This is a genomic window from Paenibacillus sp. O199 (genome assembly GCF_001636635.1).
In the GTDB taxonomy this organism is placed as follows: domain Bacteria; phylum Bacillota; class Bacilli; order Paenibacillales; family Paenibacillaceae; genus Paenibacillus; species Paenibacillus marchantiae.
Genome location: NZ_LGRP01000003.1, coordinates 325,158 through 345,202, shown reverse-complemented (window position 1 = coordinate 345,202; position 20,045 = coordinate 325,158). Strand labels below are relative to the sequence as shown.

12 protein-coding genes are annotated in these 20,045 nt (G+C 41.4%); 7 read left to right on the top strand and 5 right to left on the bottom strand.

What is annotated here, in order from left to right; translation table 11 throughout:
• Positions 1-301: 301 nt before the first annotated feature.
• The 7 genes from A6049_RS06535 (at position 302) to A6049_RS06505 (ending at position 12,072) form a co-directional block, all read left to right on the top strand.
• The gene (locus tag A6049_RS06535) at positions 302-1,927 is read left to right on the top strand and encodes an extracellular solute-binding protein (protein WP_063563857.1); all 1,626 of its coding nucleotides are present in this window, start codon (positions 302-304) and stop codon (positions 1,925-1,927) included.
• Between the two features lie 56 nt (positions 1,928-1,983).
• Positions 1,984-2,907, top strand: coding sequence for an ABC transporter permease (locus A6049_RS06530; RefSeq protein ID WP_063563856.1), 924 nt, complete (start codon positions 1,984-1,986; stop codon positions 2,905-2,907).
• A gap of 10 nt (positions 2,908-2,917) precedes the next feature.
• Positions 2,918-3,799: a carbohydrate ABC transporter permease gene (locus A6049_RS06525; protein ID WP_063563855.1), complete on the top strand. Its 882-nt coding sequence runs from the start codon at positions 2,918-2,920 to the stop codon at positions 3,797-3,799.
• A 102-nt stretch (positions 3,800-3,901) separates the two neighbouring features.
• On the top strand, positions 3,902-4,960 hold the full coding sequence (locus A6049_RS06520; RefSeq protein WP_481852344.1) for a glycoside hydrolase family 88 protein: 1,059 nt from the start codon (positions 3,902-3,904) through the stop codon (positions 4,958-4,960).
• A 231-nt stretch (positions 4,961-5,191) separates the two neighbouring features.
• Positions 5,192-7,537 (top strand): helix-turn-helix domain-containing protein, encoded by a 2,346-nt coding sequence (locus tag A6049_RS06515; protein WP_063563973.1) that lies wholly within the window; start codon positions 5,192-5,194, stop codon positions 7,535-7,537.
• 23 nt (positions 7,538-7,560) lie between these two features.
• A complete protein-coding gene (locus A6049_RS06510; RefSeq protein WP_063563853.1) occupies positions 7,561-9,210 on the top strand; it encodes an extracellular solute-binding protein in 1,650 nt (549 codons plus the stop codon).
• A gap of 195 nt (positions 9,211-9,405) precedes the next feature.
• Complete coding sequence (locus tag A6049_RS06505; RefSeq protein WP_063563852.1) at positions 9,406-12,072, top strand: discoidin domain-containing protein; 2,667 nt, start codon at positions 9,406-9,408, stop codon at positions 12,070-12,072.
• Between the two features lie 533 nt (positions 12,073-12,605).
• Here A6049_RS06505 and xerS read toward each other — a convergent pair.
• The 5 genes from xerS to A6049_RS06480 form a co-directional block, all read right to left on the bottom strand.
• Positions 12,606-13,679 carry a tyrosine recombinase XerS gene (xerS, locus tag A6049_RS06500; RefSeq protein ID WP_095205993.1) on the bottom strand — a complete coding sequence of 358 codons (1,074 nt, stop codon included), beginning with the start codon at positions 13,677-13,679 and terminating at the stop codon, positions 12,606-12,608.
• Positions 13,680-13,910: 231 nt separating this feature from the next.
• Positions 13,911-15,686, bottom strand: coding sequence for a DUF4209 domain-containing protein (locus A6049_RS06495; RefSeq protein WP_063563851.1), 1,776 nt, complete (start codon positions 15,684-15,686; stop codon positions 13,911-13,913).
• Between the two features lie 376 nt (positions 15,687-16,062).
• Positions 16,063-16,938, bottom strand: a complete 876-nt coding sequence (locus A6049_RS06490; protein WP_063563850.1) for a hypothetical protein — start codon at positions 16,936-16,938, stop codon at positions 16,063-16,065.
• A gap of 526 nt (positions 16,939-17,464) precedes the next feature.
• Positions 17,465-18,379 (bottom strand): hypothetical protein, encoded by a 915-nt coding sequence (locus A6049_RS06485; protein WP_063563849.1) that lies wholly within the window; start codon positions 18,377-18,379, stop codon positions 17,465-17,467.
• 592 nt (positions 18,380-18,971) lie between these two features.
• The gene (locus tag A6049_RS06480) at positions 18,972-20,030 is read right to left on the bottom strand and encodes a hypothetical protein (protein WP_063563848.1); all 1,059 of its coding nucleotides are present in this window, start codon (positions 20,028-20,030) and stop codon (positions 18,972-18,974) included.
• Between the last annotated feature and the right edge of the window lie 15 nt (positions 20,031-20,045).

Here is a 20,045-nt window from a genome sequence, read left to right as displayed (position 1 = left end):
TGGCGTAATATATTCGTTATATCCAATCCACTCATATTCACCCACGTTACAGACGATGAACCTTGTTCATGGTCTGTTTTTTTGTGATGTCAGAAGTACACTCACAAACCCGCGCCAACACTGCAAAATCAAGGCATTGCAGATAATTATATAGAGAATTCGTCTATCGTTTTGGCTAAATGATCATTTGGTTCTGACGAAATCAACATGTCATTTCATCTTTTGCGAATATCGCTACAATGCGCTCTCCCTTACTCTGAGGTAGAGCACAGACATTCCCAAAAGGTGGAGGATAAGGTCCATGAGAAGAAAAGTGTTATCTACGAGTTTGATGATCCTGTTATTAGGTACAACGATCCTGGGGTGTTCGTCCGGAGACAGTAAAACGGGCGAAGCTGAAAAAGGGACACCAAGCGGATCAACGGAAGCAACAACCTATCCGATTCAAACGGATAAGACGCTTACGTACTGGGGTGAAATTAACGGAAACTTGATCGGGGTCAAAAATTCGCACAGCGAAATTCCATTCTTTCAAAAATGGCAGGAAAAAACCGGTGTGCCACTCAAATTCACGGCACCACCGACAGGTCAGGTCAGAGAATCCTTTAACGTGATGCTGGCATCCGGGGATTTGCCAGACATGCTGGAGTACAATTTCATCGGAGATTTCCCCGGTGGACCGGAGAAAGCCATCAATGATGGTTACATCCTCAAGTTGAACGATCTGATTGACCAGTATGCTCCGAATCTGAAGAAATACCTGCAGGACAATCCGGACATCGACAAGATGGTCAAAACGGACAGTGGCAGCTACTATGTATTCCCTTTCGTTCGGGGAGATGAGTATCTTCGTGTCTTCCAGGGACCCATCATTCGTCAGGATTGGCTGGATGAGTTGGGACTGCCTGTTCCGGAAACGATTGATGAGTGGACAACAACTCTAAGAGCCTTCAAAGAGAAAAAAGGCGCAGCCGCTCCGTTCTCTGTAGTAAGTAAGCCACGATTCTTTAACGATTCCGGTAATGGTGCTTTCCTTGGCGCCTTCGGTGTAAACCGCGGATTCTATCAGGAAGACGGACAGGTCAAATTTGGTCCTGCGGAAGAAGGTTTCAAAGAATACTTGACGTTATTCCAGGAATGGTACAAAGAAGGTTTGATTGATAAAAACATCTCGACTGCAGATACCAAATCCGTTGACGGTAACCTCGCTTCGGGTGCTACTGGCGCTAGTGTTGGTAACGCAGGCGGAGGTATCGGCAAATGGCAGCCGCTCGTAGAAGCAAATGATCCGGATGCCGTTCTGGTCGCTGCACCATATCCGGTACTTAACAAAGGGGATATTCCTAAATTCGGCCAGCTTAATCAAGGTTATGCCTCGGAAGGTACGGTTGCCGTCACGACGGCAGCCAAGGACCCGGAACTTGCCGTTCGCATGCTGGATTATGGTTACAGTGAGGAAGGGCACATGTTCTTCAACTTCGGTGAAGAGGGTGTCAGCTATAACATGGAAGGCGATTATCCGAAATTCACGGACTTGCTGCTGAAGAATCCGGATAAACTCGCTCCTGCACAAGCGATTTCACTATATGCCCGCAGCAGCTATAACGGTCCGTTTGTTCAAGACAAACGTTATGCCGAGCAGTTCTTTGCATTACAGACTCAGCGCGATGCCATTGATGTATGGAAGAATACACAGGCCGCCAAATATAATCTGCCTTCAATCACACCTACACCTGAAGAGAGCTCCGAATACGCGACCATCATGAATGATATCAACACGCTCGTCGATGAGATGACCATCAAGATCATTCTGGGTAACGAACCAGTGGATCAATTCGAGAGCTATGTTGCGAAAATGAAATCGTTACATCTGGATCGAGCTATTGAAATCCAAACAGCAGCACTCGAACGCTACAACAACCGGTAATTGTAAAAGGGGAGGGCACTAGCCCTCCCGATTGAAAAGAGGTGAAAAGGTACATCATGAGCAATCGTCAATCCTTTAGAAGCCGGTTCGTGCGGGACTTCATGATGAACAAGTATTTATATATCATGATGATTCCCGTTATTGGATATTATTTAATATTTCATTACGGTCCGATGTACGGCGCAATTATTGCCTTTAAAGATTATTCTCCGATGAAGGGTATTTTGGGGAGTGATTGGGTTGGGCTGAAGCACTTTGAAGAGTTTTTCAACAGTTATTATTTCTTGCGTGTTCTGAAGAACACCCTTCTTATCAGTTTGTACACGCTGGTCTTTGAATTCCCCGCACCGATTATTTTGGCGCTGCTCATCAATGAAGTACGCAAGCGCGCGTTCAAGCGGGTCGTTCAGACGATAACGTATATGCCTTATTTCATCTCTCTCGTCGTCATATGTGGTATTATTACGGACTTCACGAACGCGGATGGTTTAATCAACCGCCTTATCATGATGCTTGGATATGACGGTCAGGCGATGCTGCAAAAGCCGGAGCTGTTCCGTCCGATCTATGTTCTGTCTGAAATATGGCAGCGGATCGGTTGGGAATCCATTATCTATATCGCTGCGTTGATGAGCATCGACCTGGAGCAGTATGAAGCGGCGAAGATAGACGGAGCGAGCCGTCTCAAGCAAATGTTTCACATTACGCTACCCGGATTGCTGCCTATTATTACGATCATGTTCATTCTCCGGATGGGTAATATGCTGAATGTCGGGTTCGAGAAAATCATTCTCCTTTATAATCCGGTGACCTATGAAACAGCAGACGTAATCTCCTCCTTCGTATATCGAAAGGGATTGTTGGAGTTCGGATGGAGTTACAGCTCGGCAGTCGGTCTATTTAACTCGGTGATCAATCTCGTTCTTCTGATTTCGGCGAACTATATCAGCCGCAGAGTGAGTCAAAACAGCTTATGGTGAGGTGGTAACTTTGATTAAGGAAAGCGGTTGGTTTGACCGAATCTTTACGATCTTCAATTATACGTTTCTAATCCTGCTCGTCATCGTCACATTGTATCCACTGCTCTACGTGTTATTCGCGTCCTTAAGTGATTCGGCGCAGCTGTTAGCAAACAAAGGTCTCCTGTGGAAGCCGGTCGGCTTTAGTCTGGAAGCTTACAAGAGTGTACTTGCCAACCCAGGTATAGCCACAGGTTTCCGTAATACATTGTTTATTCTTGTGTTCGGCGTTATCGTCAACCTGTTCATGACTGCGCTTGGTGCGTATGTGCTATCCCGTAAAAACGTGATGTGGAACAAGGTGTTCATGTTCTTTATCGTTTTCACGATGTTCTTTGGCGGCGGGTTGATTCCACTGTACCTGGTTGTAAAAGGCGTTGGCCTGTTAGATACATTGTGGTCGACCATTCTGCCTTTTGCCATCAGCACGTTTAACCTGATTATCATGCGAACGTCATTTATGGGCATACCGGACAGCCTGGAAGAGTCGGCCAAGATTGATGGAGCGAATCACTTCACCATTTTGTTCCGGATCATTATTCCGTTGTCCATGCCAGTCATTGCCGTGATGATTCTGTATTACGCAGTCGATAAGTGGAACGGATGGTTCTATGCGTCTGTATTTATCAAAAGTCGAGAACTGTTCCCATTGCAATTGGTGCTGCGTGAGATTCTGATCGCCAATTCCACGGAGAGTATGTCGGCCGGTGCTTCGGCTGGGGATCGTTTCCAGATCGGGGAAACCATCAAGTATGCGACGATTATGGTAGCGACGATACCAATCCTTTGCATCTATCCGTTTTTGCAGCGCTTTTTCGTGAAAGGTGTCATGGTTGGTTCATTGAAAGGTTAATCCAGAGAATTTAATAACGGTAAGGAGGTATGAGGGTACATGAGCGTATTAAATGAAGTGAACAAAGACGTGTGGGATCAGATTAAAAGTAAAGCCGATCAGATGCTTGCAGCCATAGGTGAAAAGTCTCCGCATGTCGCTGGAGCAAATGGCATCTATGACGACATGAGAATCGATTGGTGGACCTCGGGATTCTGGCCGGGTATGTTATGGATTGTGTACGATATGACGGGTGATGAGAAATATAAAGAGGCTGCATGGAATTGGGATGAACGGCTATCGGAACAGTTTCTCGAAAATAACTACTTTGATCACGACGTGGGCTTTCATTTCCTGCCTACGGCCGTCATCAAATACAAACTCACCGGAGATGCTGATGCCGCAAGGCGTGCCTTATTTGCCGCCAACTTTCTGGCTGGCCGTTTCAATACCAAAGGCGGCTTCATCCGGGCTTGGAATGGAGACATGCTGGGCTGGTCGATCATCGACACCATGATGAACCTGTCATTGCTCTTCTGGGCGTCTGAGGAAAGTGGAGATCCTCGTTTCAGCCATATCGCCAAAGCTCATGCGGATATGGTCATGAAGCAATTTGTGCGGGAAGATGGTTCTGTGCATCATATCATTCGATTTGATCCCGAGACAGGTGAACGGGCAGAAGCGATAGGTGGACAGGGAGCGGCGCCGGATTCGGCATGGAGTCGGGGAGCGGCGTGGGCTTTATATGGATTAACGAATACGTATCGTTATATAGAGGACCCGTCATATCTGGATGCTGCACAGCGTGTGGCGAACTTCTTCATTTCCAGCCTGCCTGAGGATAGCGTTCCGCATTGGGATTTCCGTGCTGAGCCCGAAGAAGGGGAGGAGGTTCCACGAGACAGCTCCGCTGGTGCCATTGCTGCTTCCGGATTGCTTGAGCTTGCAGATGTACTTCCTGATCCGGAGGGCCGACTCTATGCCACCGTTGCCAAACGTATCCTGAGTTCCCTGCGGGATCATTATGGAACCTGGGATCTTCCTGAGCACGAAGGTATGCTTCTCGAGGGAACCGGTCATAAACCGGCAGGTCAGAACGTAAACGTCTCGCTCATTTACGGTGACTATTTCTACGTCGAGGCGAGTGCCAAATTAAACGGTTGGAAGCATCGCATTTTCTAAAAAAATTCTAAGAATATTTAAAAAACTTTCTCAACTTGATACCGAATGCCCGATAGACGAAATTAGTCTATTCGGGCTATTTGTGCTTGATTTGACGGGGAAAATCGGTGGTGGCTACCCTTTTTGTCAATCGAATTGAACTTTTTATCTATATCCCAATCGCGCTCTTACCGTTATAATAAATTCCTGATCCAAACATAGATAATCTACGAAGAGTTGGGTGATGAGTTGTTGCTAAACATTCGATATTTGTGGCAAAAACGAGAAAGCATAATTGTAACCTGGCTTGTCTCTTACAGTGCTGTTTTGATTGTGCCGATTCTGATCAGTTTGGTTATTTACATGCAAGCAAATGAGACATTGAAGAGTGAAATACATCGGGCCAACGATTCTTTATTAAAGCAGATGCGATATACGATCGATACACAAGTTGATCTGATGAAGCGGTTAAACATGGAGATGACGTGGAGCCCGAATCTGCAAACGCTGATGTATTCCAATCAGCCTGCCAAAGAGGCGCCGTACACGGCTTACCAACTGGTAAAGGAACTCCGTCTCTATAAAACATCCTACGCATCCATCGATGAATTCTACGTCGTGTGGAAAAAAGACCAATCCATTCTCCGTTCAGGTAATATTCGGGATATGCGAACGGCATTTCATACCATACATAACACAGGTGCAATGTCTTTCGAAGCGTGGCGGGATCAGATCCTGGGTACAGAGACGAATCAGTTCGTCATACTGCCACATCAGAATGCCGCTCCGGCGGAGTCTTCCATTGCGTACATTACACGTCTGCCTGATGATTTGAATGGTCAGGAGACGGGTACGGTTGTCGTCATGGCGGATACGCGAAGATTCCAGGAAGCGATTGAGAGCATTTCGGGTTTTAGTGATGCCACGCTGCTGATTCTGAACCAGAATAACGAGATTCTGATGAGCAATCATCCGGGGTCAGAGGAATTGAAGCCATTCATGAATGGCAATCAGGTTCAATTGGATAACGCCAAGGTAGGCAAGTCGGAGATGTTCTACATGGACTCTGCGGTGTCCGATCTCAAGTACGCATTGATTATTCCCAGCAGCCTATATTGGGAAAAGGCAGTGTATGTCCGCAATTTTACCTATATCAGCATCGTGGTGAGTCTCATTAGTGCGGGTGTACTGACCTGGTTCTTCATGCGCCGGAATTACTCCCCAATCCAACAGCTCGTGGAATCACTAAAAGACAAAAATAGTCAGAACGAACCTGCTGATCGGAACGAACTTCGGTTTATTCAGAAGGTCATCATGAACACACGTTCAGAAAAGAATGAGATTGCCCAGCAGTTGCAGAAACATCAGCAGGTGCTGCGCTCCAATATGATTAATCGGCTTCTCAAAGGCAAACAGGATACGCTTGTGCCTTATGAAGATGCATTCCGTTCCTTCCATATGCCGCTGTATTCAAGTGAATTTGCTGTTATCCTATTTGTTATCGAGAATGAAGAGAATCTCTATGGAAAGCTGCCAGGTATTGATATCAACGAACGAAACAAGCTAATCCATCTCATTATTTCCAATGTGGTTGAAGAGCTGGCTTCAGAGCGTCAGCACGTCGGATATGTGGCTGAAGTTGATGATATGATGGTCTGCCTTGTAAATATGAAAGCGGATTCTTCGGATTGGAACCAGGATCTTCATCACATTGCGGCAGAAGCGCAGCGATTCCTGGAACGTTATGATATGGAATTGACAATCTCCATCAGTGGACGCCATACGTCGTGGATTGGTATCGCCGAAGCATACCAGGAAGCAGTAGACGCAATGGAATACAAAATGGTGCTTGGCAAAAAAGGTATCATTACCTATGGCGATGTCCGCAGCGATGCGATGGCGGATGACCCGTTTGGCTACTACTATCCGCTTCAGGTCGAACAGCAGCTTCTTAATTTCATCAAAGCGGGAGATACCGACCAAGCCAGCGCTTATATGAACGAGATTACAGAGCGGAATTTTGATAAACCGATTATGTCGCTCACACTTGCACGTTGCCTGATTTTTAACCTGGTAGGTACAATGATCAAGGCTATCAATGATCTAGGGGACAGGGATAACCATACGCTAACCCAATACCCGCATCGGATTGAGGACATTATTGCCGGGGATACCATTCAGGAGATGCAGGAGGCATTGCAGAACTTGCTTGAGGAGGTATGTTCATATGCCGCTGACAAGCGCGCAACGAATGTATCACAAGAACGTGAGGATTCCCTGCGTCATCTCAGTACCCAAGTCACACAGTATATTGAGAGTAACTATACAGACGCGAATTTGAACGTCAACGCCATTGGTGAGCATTTTGAGCTGAAGGGCAGTTACTTGTCCAAACTCTTCAAGAATCAGACAGGTGAGGGTCTGCTGGACTGCATTCATAAGTGCCGTATCCGACAGGCTAAAGAAATGATTGAGCATAAACAGGAATCCATTACAGAAATATCCCGAATGGTCGGGTATAACGATGCAGCAACTTTCATCCGAGTGTTCAAGAAATACGAGGGTATTACGCCCGGTAAATATAAAGAAATCAGTTGATTGATTTGAAAGGAGACCGGAACATGAACGTAAAGAGAAAGTTGGCATTCATAACAAAGTTGACAGGATTCATCCTACTGCTTGGCATGCTGACTGCTTGCGATCAGAACGGGACAGATTCGGATGCCAAGCTGGATGAACGTTCCGGCTCATCAGAGTACCAGACCGTCTCAATTGCTTCACCCAATGACGCTGGAAAATTAACCTACTGGGCAGAATTGAATGGCAATGCAGCAAGCATTAAGTCCAGCTTCAATGAAGTTCCTTTTTTTCAGGAGTGGCAGCGGAGAACCGGAGTCAACCTTCAATTCATCCGGCCTCCCGCCAATCAGGCCAAAGAAGCGATTAATGTGCTGCTTACGTCCGGAGAACTGCCGGATATGATTGAATACGAGTGGAGCAATTATCCCGGTGGGCCGGAGAAAGCGATTAAAGATGGATATATCCTGCGATTAAACGATGTTATTGATCAATACGCACCTCATCTGAAGCAGTACCTGACCGAGCATCCAGACATTGATATGCAGATTCGCACAGCGAACGGAAGTTATTACGCGTTTCCTTTTATTCAGGGAGATGATAAGCTGCGAACCTATCAAGGGCCGATTATCCGAAAGGATTGGCTAGATGAGCTTGGACTTGATGTGCCAACCACGATTGACGAATGGCATACGATGCTTCAGGCATTTAAGGACAAAAAGGGAGCTGACGCCCCGCTTACTTTTCTAGGTGTTCCGAATCCGTTGTTTGGTATCGAAGGTGGAGGTTTTATTGGCGCTTTTGGCATTAAAAAGGGGTTCTACGTGGAAGATGGCCAAATTAAGTTTGGGGCACAAGAACCTGAATATAAGGCGTTTCTATCCTTATTTCGTGAATGGTATGCGGAGGGACTCATTGACAAGAATCTAGCTGCCGTCGATTCGGAGACTCAGGATACTAACATGACTACAGGACGCAGCGGCGCGAGTATCTGGAATGCAGGGGCGGGGATTGGTACATGGCTACCCATCTTGCAGGAGACGGATCCCCATGCAAAGCTTGTGCCAGCGCCATATCCTGTCATGAACCAAGGAGATCGCCCGAAATTTGGTCAACTTGCTCCCGCGATCGGTTCCAGTGGGGTCGCCATATCCAGCAACAGTCATCATGTAGAAGAAGCAGCACGGATGTTGGACTACGGGTATGGGCCTGAGGGACATTTGCTGTTCAACTTTGGTATTGAAGGTGTTAGTTTTAAGATGAAAGACGGGTACCCGACGTATACGGAAACTATTTTGAAAAACCCTGATAAGTGGTCGCCGGCGCAAGCGCTTGCGATGTACACCAGAGCGAGTTATTTCGGTCCATTTGTGCAGGATACGCGATATATGGAGCAATATTATATTTTGCCGGAACAGAAAGAGGCGGTGCAGTTATGGTCCAGTACGGATGCTGTTCTCCATCAGGTACCAACTCTGCCCAAAACCGAGAAAGAAAGCACGGAGATGTCAGTCATCATGCAGGAAGTGAACAAAGTGGTGGACGAGATGTCGCTTAAAATCATTTTTGGCATTGAGCCGTTGGATGCATTCGATACGTATGTCGAGCAAATCAAGTCATTACAGATTGATCGTGCGATTGAGATTCAACAACAGGCATTAGAGCGATATAATCGCGCTGTATCCTCTAAATAAACCCTTATATTGTATAAAATGGGCATTGAGGTGTCGTTTTTGTTGATGTAATTTCGTTCACTCGTGCTCTACAATCGGTTATGACATGCTGAGTTGGCATGCACATGACTCTTGCTTGAGCAGGATCGGAGGTGACTATAGGGTTTCTTGAAACCGCTCACATACTCTGAAATCCAAAAGGAGGAGAACGAAAGCATGCGTAGAAAGTGGCCTTTTTTATTGTTGGCATTTACGTTGACTGTTGGATTGTCTGTACCTGAAACCCAGGAGGTTCGAGCGTCAGAGGGTGACTCACAGCCATCTATTGATCGTATCGGTGAGAATCTGTCTCTGGGTACGGATGGCAGAAGCAGACTCTATCCAAACGATTGGTATCCAGGATTTAAAGATGAACAGGGAAGGTTTCTGCATGACTTTTCGTATGCCGGTTATCGGCGTGGGGAAACAGAACTACCTAAAACGCCTAAAAACAAACGTATCGACGTTACCAAATCACCTTATTTTGCCGATCCTTCAGGGAATCGAGATGCAACACATGCTATTCAAAAGGCAATTGATGCTGCTGTTGCGTTAGGTGGGGGTGTCGTGTATCTTCCCAAGGGTACATATCAGGTTAACCCTCAGGACGGCAAGGATTATTCACTAAACATCCCTGCAAGTCGTGTGGTCCTGAAAGGTGACGGGATGAACAAGACTCATATTTATAATGCACAGCAAAATATGAAAAACAAGGATATTATCCGGATCGGTAACGGAGATTGGAAGAAAACCGGAATTTCTACGAAACTTCGCAAGTCGGTTACTGATCCAACCGTCCTGCTACCCGTTGAGGACACAAGCGGGTTTGCGGTGAATGATTACGTGGTCATTTCATTCGAAACGACGCCGGGTTTCTTACGGGAACTTGGCATGCAAAACAAGTGGTCGTCACGTCTTGGTAAAGTAGAACCGTTATTCTATCGCCAAATCGTGGGCGTAGATCCGGAGAATAAAACGATCACGTTAGACATTCCGACACGTTATCCTATGAAGCTGCGCGATGATATCACAATTAGTCAGACCGCAGATCCGATTGTCGAAGTAGGTTTGGAGGATTTCTCGATTGCAAACATTCAAAATGCGAAGTCGGGGCTTGGTGAAGATGACTTCAAAGTCGTTGGGACTGCTGGTTATGAGGCCGATAATGCTAAAGCTGTCAATGTGATTGCAGTGGCCAACAGCTGGATTCGAAATATTAACACCTATAAACCAGCTGGCAATGCAGATTATCATCTGTTATCCAAGGGTATTATTCTGGATCGTACGAAGAACGTCACTGTGGATCATGTAACCATGCAGTACCCGCAGTATCGTGGAGCGAATGGAAATGGTTATTTATATCAATTTATTGGCAATGATAATCTCATTAAGAATAGTAAGGCAATAGGAGCTAGACATAGCTTCACATATGCCAACTTCTCTGCGAACGGGAATGTCCTGCAAGGTTCGTATTCTGAGAAACCTTCATTATTGACTGATTTCCATATGTATTTAAGCATGGCGAACCTGATCGACAACCTGGTAGTTAACGGGGACGGGATCTCTGCCATTACACGGGATTATGGATCATCCGAAACGAATCGTCATGGAGTGGTAACCACGGAAAGTGTGTTCTGGAATACGACCGGTCAGGCGGCACACCCTAGTAAATCCGGCGTTATTGTAGAATCAGAACAATTCGGGAATGGATATGTCATTGGAACCAAAGGAAAGGACACCGGCGTGAACGTCAACATTGTCGGTTCCATTCCGGATGCGAATACGCAGCCATTTGATATGGCGGAAGGCATTGGGGAGGGCGATCGTTTATCCCCGCAAAGTTTATACCAGGATCAGAGCAAGAAACGAATCAAAGATATTCATCTGGGGCTTCAATCCCTGTTGGTGAATGGCGAAGCTATAGGGGGTATGCAGTTCTTAAGAACGGATTACGTTCATACTTTGCCTTATGGCACAATCGAAACGCCGATCATCTCTGCAAAATCTTATGCCAAGGATGCAAAGGTTAAAATTAAGCAACCGCAAGGAACTACTGGAACTGGAGAGATCACTGTATCCTATCGGGGTCACATCCAGAACGTGCGAGTGAAGTTTAAGGTAGTTGATACACCCGTACTTCCAGAAAATATCTCCATAAGTCCCAATAAAACAGTACCCGGCTGGAGAGTCGCAGGGAATGCGATCAGCGCAGGCGGAAGCGGAGAATTATCCTCGTTTCTAACATTAGATAATGGTGAGATCGTAAACATTGCAGAATTGGATGTTCCTGTTACGTACACATCAAGTGATGATACGATTGGATATACAGAAGGAACTACTTTCCATGCGGTAAAAGCGGGAAAGGTCGACATCATCGTGAGCTGCGTCTTTAATGGCGTAACGGTCGAGGCACGGGAGAAATTTGAAGTCAAAGAGCCTATGGCCGAACCGGAAGGGCCGTTCGCTGTCGTAACCAAGGTGACGGCAAGTGCAGATGATGGCAATCTGCCGATTCATACGATCGATCGTGATCCAGACTCCAGATGGTCTGCAGATGGAAAGGGACACTACCTGCAGTTGGAGCTTGAGCAACAGACTCAAGTAGGGCAGGTAAGCATTCAATTCTATAATGGACATACGCGATCCAATTATTTCGATTTGGAGATATCAGCTGATGGTATTAATTACCAAAAAGCATTAAGTAATGTGGCCAGTCAAAAACAGGCGGCTTATGAAACATTTGAATTTGAACCGGTTCAGGCCAAATTCATTCGATTTGTCGGGCAAGGAAATGAATCTAATACCTGGAACAGCATAATTGAATTTTGGGTACACGAGAATTAAAAATGACGTAGGATAAAATCAAAGAAATTTAGAGAGTCAAATATAATATGCGCTCATTATAAAGCTGGAATGAGTGCATATTATATTTAAGATAACTGAGTTGTGTGATACGACAATTATAATATGCGGGATCACATATTTATCCATACGAATTTAAAAATATCTCGGGGGTTATAAAAAGAAAAAGCCACATTTATCCATGGGATGTAAGTGATGTAATGATTTGATAATGATGAGGTTCAATCCTATCTAGTAGTTTAATGTAATCTATTAAATGATGTACATTGACATAAAGTTCCCTACCAAAATGACATAAAGTTCCCTACTTTCGTGGAATTATGCCCTTTTGTCTTTACTTAACAGAGTAAATTTGGAACTTGATCTGTTCCTTCATTGATTTTTCCAGCCTGGTAGGCAACTTTATGATGTCATTCCCCAGTCCGGTAGGCAACTTTATGTCATTCTCCAGTCTGGTGGGTAACTTTATGTCAATTTTCCAGCCTGGTAGGCAACTTTATGTCACTCCCTCCTAATTATTTATCCATGTTGTTTACAGCGCTTCTCATTTGATCATCTGTTAAGTGCGTATAAATCATTGTAGTTTGTATTGAAGAATGTCCTAATTGATTCTTTAATTTTGGGACATCATTATTCTCAATATGATAACGTGTGGCAAATGAATGCCTCAAAGAATGAACCGTCAAAGCCGGCTTTCCAAAGGCTGTTGCATATTTCTCAACAAGTTTTTCTATAGAACGTTGTGTTAAACGTCTATTTTTACCTTTGCGTCCTACAGGTGCTGCAATAAACAAAAATCTTTCATTTTTTTCTGGGGTATATCTTGTTTCCCTTATCTGCAGGTAATTATCGATATCTAGAGATGCTTGGCTGCTAAAGTAAACATATTGCTCTTTTCCCCCTTTTCGGACTACTCTTACAGATAATTTCGTCAGATCTAAATCCTCAAGATTGATTCCGGAAACTTCTGATAATCTAAGTCCAGATCCTAAGATTAATGAAATTATTGCCGTATCTCGTTCACGATTAAACTGATGGAAATGCATGATACGTTTGTTTGTTTTGTTTAATTCGCCATAATCGTATGCTACAAACACTCTAAAAGCTTCAAAATCATTTTCTCTCAGTATTTTTCCTTCCATACGATTCGCGATCGTTTCCTGACTTTCTTTTACTGCATTTAAGTCCATTTTAGCCATAACATTTCGTTGTAGATAAGGCTTTAAATCAATTGTTTCGGCTTTATTCTGTAAGTAATCAAATAAGGACTTAAGAGAAGAAAGCTTACGGTTTATTGTTAGCTTATTATTCCCAAGTTGATACTCCAAAAAAGACAAAAAGCTTTCTGTTTCACGTATCGTTAATGTTTCTAGCGTAGATAATTCAATTTCTGTTCTTTTTTGAACTGTGGTAAAGTTCTCTGTAATCAGCCAATTAAAAAAGATTATATAATCGTGGCAGTAATTAAGAAGTGTTGAGGCAGAAAGCTTACGCTTCTTACTGTCAATAAATTCAGTAACATACCAAGGTAATTCACTCAACTTATCGTCAATTCGACCCATAAGGTGTAATTTAGCTTGTTTATCCAAAACAACCACCCCCAAATGAATATAACTTCTAAGTAATTATTCGTCAAATCATTATTTTACGTAATTAATAGAAATATTGCTCCATCTCAATTTTATTTGAATGGTCTTACCGCTGATTCTTCCACCCACGTAGCTGGTGTTTTTTTCGCATTTCACGGCTAAATCGATAATAAAAAGGAAAGATATTGTTATACCATATCTTCCCTAAATTATAGTTGTAATTTTGAAACATTAGTTACTTGTAATTCTATAATTGGACAGCCGTAGGAAGAGGTATATTAGAAGAACAGAATTGGATTTGTTGAACACATCATGAGTTACAATGCCATGAGCGACATCATTGCGCAAATTATCACCTCTGATGTCATTTAAAAACACATTTATAAATCGTATAAAATCTGGATCAAACCCTCGTAATTCCCCCAAAGTTTCAACAATATCTGGTAGCATACGTTCACGCATTTCATTATTTCGATAAGTGAAGGTAGGTAAACCACACTTACCCAGTATGTCTCTTAGAATACCCTCTACTTGGAATAGCAAAATATGTGTAGAACTGATGTAATCTTTATCAAGGAATCTTTGGATACCATGCATTAAAATAAATTTACGATCTTCTGTAATGAAGTTTGATTCGGTAAAACGTTCTTCAATCTTAGTCAAAAACCCAGCACGTTGAAATAGCTTGTCAAATATCAGTATAAGTACACTATGGGCTTCTAACTTATAGTGGCTGACGAATTGTTGGACTGCTTGATTTTCAATTTTCTCCTGAGGGTCAAATAGTTTTTTCACAGTGATATTACCTTTATTTATAGAGCATGGAGACTTATGTAGAATGGATAATTGTTTTGCTTGTTCTTCTGCTGCTTGTATAGAGTCTTCCCAACGCGGAATTATTTGTGGATCGGATATTAAATTCCCAATGCATTCCTCAAGATCTTCCTGGTCAGATAGCTGAAAATACTGATCTAGTCTCTCTTTCTGCATCTCGACTGTTGCAGAAACTGCCTGAAATTCATGAAGTCTCGCTTGCTCATTAGCCTCAGCTATCTTAAGCTTTAATTCCTCGACTTTTTCAGGGAAGTTGCCTAATTCCATGTATTTCTTAAGTGCTTCCTCATAGAAGTGTGAGGCCACGATATTACCGTTTGGGTAATGTTCTTTTTTCCATTTAGCCTCTTCTATATATGTTTCAGCAATCCGGGTTAATTCTGTCTCAACTTTTACTTCGCCACGTAACATCTTATTGATTTCAACGAGAATCTCCATATTTGCACGTTGTAATTGATAGGCATCGGGTTCAGATTTGTATACCGAGATAGAGTCTTCTAAGATGTTTAAATAATTGTCCAAGTTAAGCATATCGTGAATTTTACTTCCGTTACGGATTAAAATTCCAATGATCTCAAAAGGATAACGGAAAGACTTAGTTTGATGCATTAAGTCCAGGATGCTATGAGTTTTCTCTACCGCATTTTTGAGTTTTTCTTTATTATTAATACTTAGTGCTAGCTGAACCGCTCGTGCTAATGCATCTTTCGTTTCCCGGCCCCAACCTAGGGAATAAAATACATCACTGCAAGCAAGATATGCATCAATGGCAATTAGAGCAAGGGGGAATTTGCGTTTTCTTTCCCAAATGAAATCAGAATATCTGGCTTTTAATCTAGGGTTATCAGTTTCATTTGCACGAATTTCATAGTACTCGAAAAAGGCATCAGGAAAATCCCTATCAACATCAGGATATTTAATTTCGGAACCATCCTCGTTAACGCCACTAAACTTCTCCCTAAATTGTCTTTGAATGGATGCGTGTGTGGAGAGATCTGAAATTAATATCTCCATATGCATTTTTTCACTGCTCCCAACATTTCCGTCTGCATTAAACTTTTCGTAGGCTACCTTAAAGATCTCGCTCGGTCCATATCTAAAATCAGTAATATTTACTTCAGCAAGTTGGAGTAAGTCTTCTGTTGAGAGAATCTTTAATTTTTTCGAGTCCATATTAATTTTCCTTTCATAGAATTATTAATTATGCGTCCTTAATAGAATGAGTGTGGTTTGACAGACACTACCTTCTATGGGAATCTAAGTGGTACTGTTATTCTTCGTTACCTACTCCATTTTAGCCCATTTCAACACTCCACATTGCAAAACAAAAAAATTGTCTAACAAAGAGTTACCGAAATAATCATTGTAATAATGACTATAAATTGTTTTGATTCGCCCTGCCATTGATTTATGTTTTGGAATTCGGATTACCTGAGGAGACATAAACGATCCCTAGAAGTTTGCCTACTTGCCTTGCTGAGAATCCTTCGCCAAACAATTTTCATTTTCTCATTTTGTAGTCGTAGAATTCAGCCTATTGCGTCTTTGATTATGTGATATTGTTCTGATGATTGTTAATTCGATTAATTATTGTTGCTTCAGCATTTTCCCATTCTATCACTACAGAACTTCCCCAATTGAAATGTTCTTTAATTTTTTTCTCCATGGTATTGTCTAATCTTTTATCTATGATAAAAGTTCCCTCCATTGATTGTATCCTTTCATCCTTCTTGAAACAAAGCTCCCTTAATATCATTTGACCGATCTTCTCGTGCCAGCTAAAGAACTCATTAAATTCACCTGTATGAATATAGTGATTTGATGCCTTAATCATGATTCTAAGTAAATCCAGACTCACCGGACTAACCAATAATTCCTTGCGTTCCAGTTTCTTGTAGAATTCAATTAATCTAGGCATAGTAAGTTCTTCGTATTTTTTCGTAGATTTATTATATGCTTGTCTAATACCAATTGCCCTCTTCAGTTTCAATTCAATTATCTGTCTCATGAAAAATATAGAAGAACTCGGTTTCGCAAACTCTGATATTGTATACCCTCGAATTGTTTCTTCATACAACGGAAATAAATCTAATCCAGCCAAGATTTTTTTTCTTCTATTTCTTGTTCCATTTAAGAGATCATTTACATCAAAAATTAACTTATCTATAAAATTAATCTGAATCATAATATTTTCAGTTAAAAAATAATGTTCATCTAAAAATAACTCTAAATCGCTCATGCACTGTTCGAAACTCATGTTCCAAGCTGTCACATTATATCTCATAAATTCTGGATTTTCTGATTTTTTTTGCTTGAATATATCCTTAGCTATGCTCTCTAAATCCACTGTTTTATCAATAGATATACCTCTTGCCTCTATAGAACAAAGAATCTTATCTCCTCTCTCTCTAATATAATTTAACAACTCATTTTTCCCTTTATAATATTCAAATAAATATCTGTGAACGTTACTATTGTTACTTATTTGAAGCCATCCACCTTCTTCGAACCTCTTTTTTTAAAAATAGTAATTTAATTTCTAATAATTCTTCAAAATCTATTTTATTGCCTAGCGTCATTAGTTCCTTACTATTCATGTCCCCTAACCTCCAAGTTTTCCGATATTTTCATGTAATTACTTTTATTAAAAACCTTCACTGTAACCCTAATTTGGAAAAGGGTTCCTTAATCAATCCGTCCAATAACTCAAATCATCTGCTCGAGCCTGCGGTGGAGTCTTCGAAAGCTCGGGCTTCTTAGACTCTCGTTTCGAGCCTTGCACTATAACGATGTTGCTTATATCCGTTTTGCCACCCAATGATATGTAGTTTGACACCCTCTTCAATTGATAGTTAAATTTACATTCAGTTGCTTGAGGTACTTAGCCGTACCTATGAACAAATACTGTACGGAAAATATATCAGGGCTAAGAGCATGTGATGTTATCTGCCTTAAACAAGAGGTTTAGAAATAATTATATTTACTCCTTCTTGATCGGCATCAAAACTAACACCAAGAGCTTCCCACAGATCTAAAATAATTTTGGCTAGAGGTAATAAATCCCTCATACCTGTCCAGTCCGGATAACGAGTGTATAGGTACTCTAATTCATCGCTCAAACGAACAAGATAGGGAGTGAAATACTCCATTTGCATATGATCCAGATATTTTTGGAGTTTGAGTCCATGAACTTGCCCTAATAGATTGCCTGTAATATTTAGCAACAGATTGGACTCTTCTTGTATTTTGATAAATACATTATAGGAGTTGCCGTCCATGAAATATTCATCAATCGTTTCTCCCATGGTCTTTACTATAGATTGAGAAAGGTTTCGTACATCTTCGTTTCTTAGAGTTGAGGTTTCAGTGAATGAAGCAATAGCCAAACGATCTGCAATATATTCCATCCACATAATTTCTCCCAGCTTACAAGCAATGGTCAGAATGTCATCTCCACGAGTGACCTCAAATGACTCATAGGAATGAAACCTCATAGTATTATCATGAACATGCGCTAACTCGTGATGAAGTGTATGTATTGCTATGTCTTTAGCTTTTTCATTGAATAATGCCCAAAAAAGAATATCTGTTACGAAGATCGTATATTTCTGATGATTATTCTCAATGTAGCTGATAACCTTGGCTACAGCCGAACCAAATGAGGCCTCAGTGTACCCCTCTTGAATCGACTTTGACCGTTGGAATGAAATGAGATCCACTTTAAATGCACTGGTGTAAACAATTAATTCTAAATCCTTCATATCTAATCCTGATATAAGTTGAAAAACTAATTTTTGAATAGATTTTGTTGCAGCATCTTTTTGTACTTGATCAATGTCCTGTATTCTAAGTTCAATTTCAAACATTTCCCCACCACTTTTCCTTGTTTAATTTTTCAAAAGGAGAGTTAATTCGAATATTTAAAGCTATAGGTCAGTTGTCACACTTAATTTTACAATATTCAATCTATGAGTTACATTCCCAACTCTAAGCTTCCTTCTTCCTTCTATTTTTGTTTCTCCCAGTATGAGCACTCCATCCCTCATAAAGTTCCACTGTACTGCACTCCTTTGTTTGTTTAGGCACTGCAATCATTTTTATACAGGTAAATCTACAAATCTATCGTATGTCGCCTTACATCTGAATTACGGCTGTCAGAATCAACACAATGACAAAGAACTGATCCTTAATTAAAAAGGATAGTTTCTTTGTCATAGAAATTAAAGAAGCTTTACCTGTCTTTGCCAAGAAGTTGGCTTGATCCATTGTAGTTTCATTACGTTGCATCTTAGGTGTTTTCAATTTAAAGGACGAAAGTCTTTATAATAAAAGATAAGTATTCACCCGTATATAACTTGGATATCAAACGGTCTATAGAACTGATCAATCATCGGCCACTTAAATCCACGGACTTTCTGTTAAACCATGGAATTGAATACCCGGTAAGTTATTTTAAACTTAAAGTTTAAACGGCAAATCCTCCCCTTCATTTTCCGTAGCTGTAGATTCATTTTGTTCTTCATCCGGACGTCCAAGCCTTTTCATTAACGCATCATACTGCAATTTTATTTTTTTGTTATCTGGGAACAACAGCATTTCATTAAGCAACCTACCCTCCAACTTTTTATCTTCTGTCCAATATTCGTCCCATATTTTTTTAGAAGCCTCTACTGATTCTTGAGGAAGACTATTTGATATTATTCTATTACTAACTTCCATCGCATTATAATCATGTATAATATCCGGTATTACACATATTATTTCATCTGTAACTCTTTCCAAGACAAGAGATTGCTTATTAGAATAATAAAGTTTATATGGATATACAACTTCAAATACTGAGTTAAAATCATTAATTCTTGATTCCCAAGCTGATTCTTCCCAAAGGATAATAAAAAACATAGCTGAGCCGAACCTAATCTTCACAAGATCATGTTTATGTGGGATTCTCAAAGCGTCTTTATTTGGACTAATATACTTTGACCTTGTATACGGCAACCCATGAATCATTACTCTTGGATTATGAACAATATAAAGTGGTGTGTAATATGACCCGAATGACTGATTTTCTTCCCCCATGAGAGTAAGATCAACATGTAACCCACCAAATATCGAGACCTTCGGAATATTTTCTTGATTATTATGCAGGATAAATTTTAGGTACCTTTGGTACCACGATAAATCCAATTTGTTTTTCCTTGCACTGTTATACAATATTTTTAGTAGCCATCTCACCAAAAAATTGTAATCATAATTGATTGTTAACTTGGAATTCCTTTCAAATTTATCAAGAAAATTTTCTCGAATAAATGGATTTCCATAATCATCAAGAGCTCTTAAAAGCACACCATTGCAATTAGCGCATACATCATGAACTACCATTCCTTTGCTATCCTTGTACTCTTTTTCATTATCAATCGTTATATCTTGTTCAGGGAATATCTTGAGAATCCTATCTGGAATAACGTGTTCTCTTGTAAGTTTATCAAAATCCTCAAAACAAAACATGCATTGCATAAAGAAGCTCCCCTT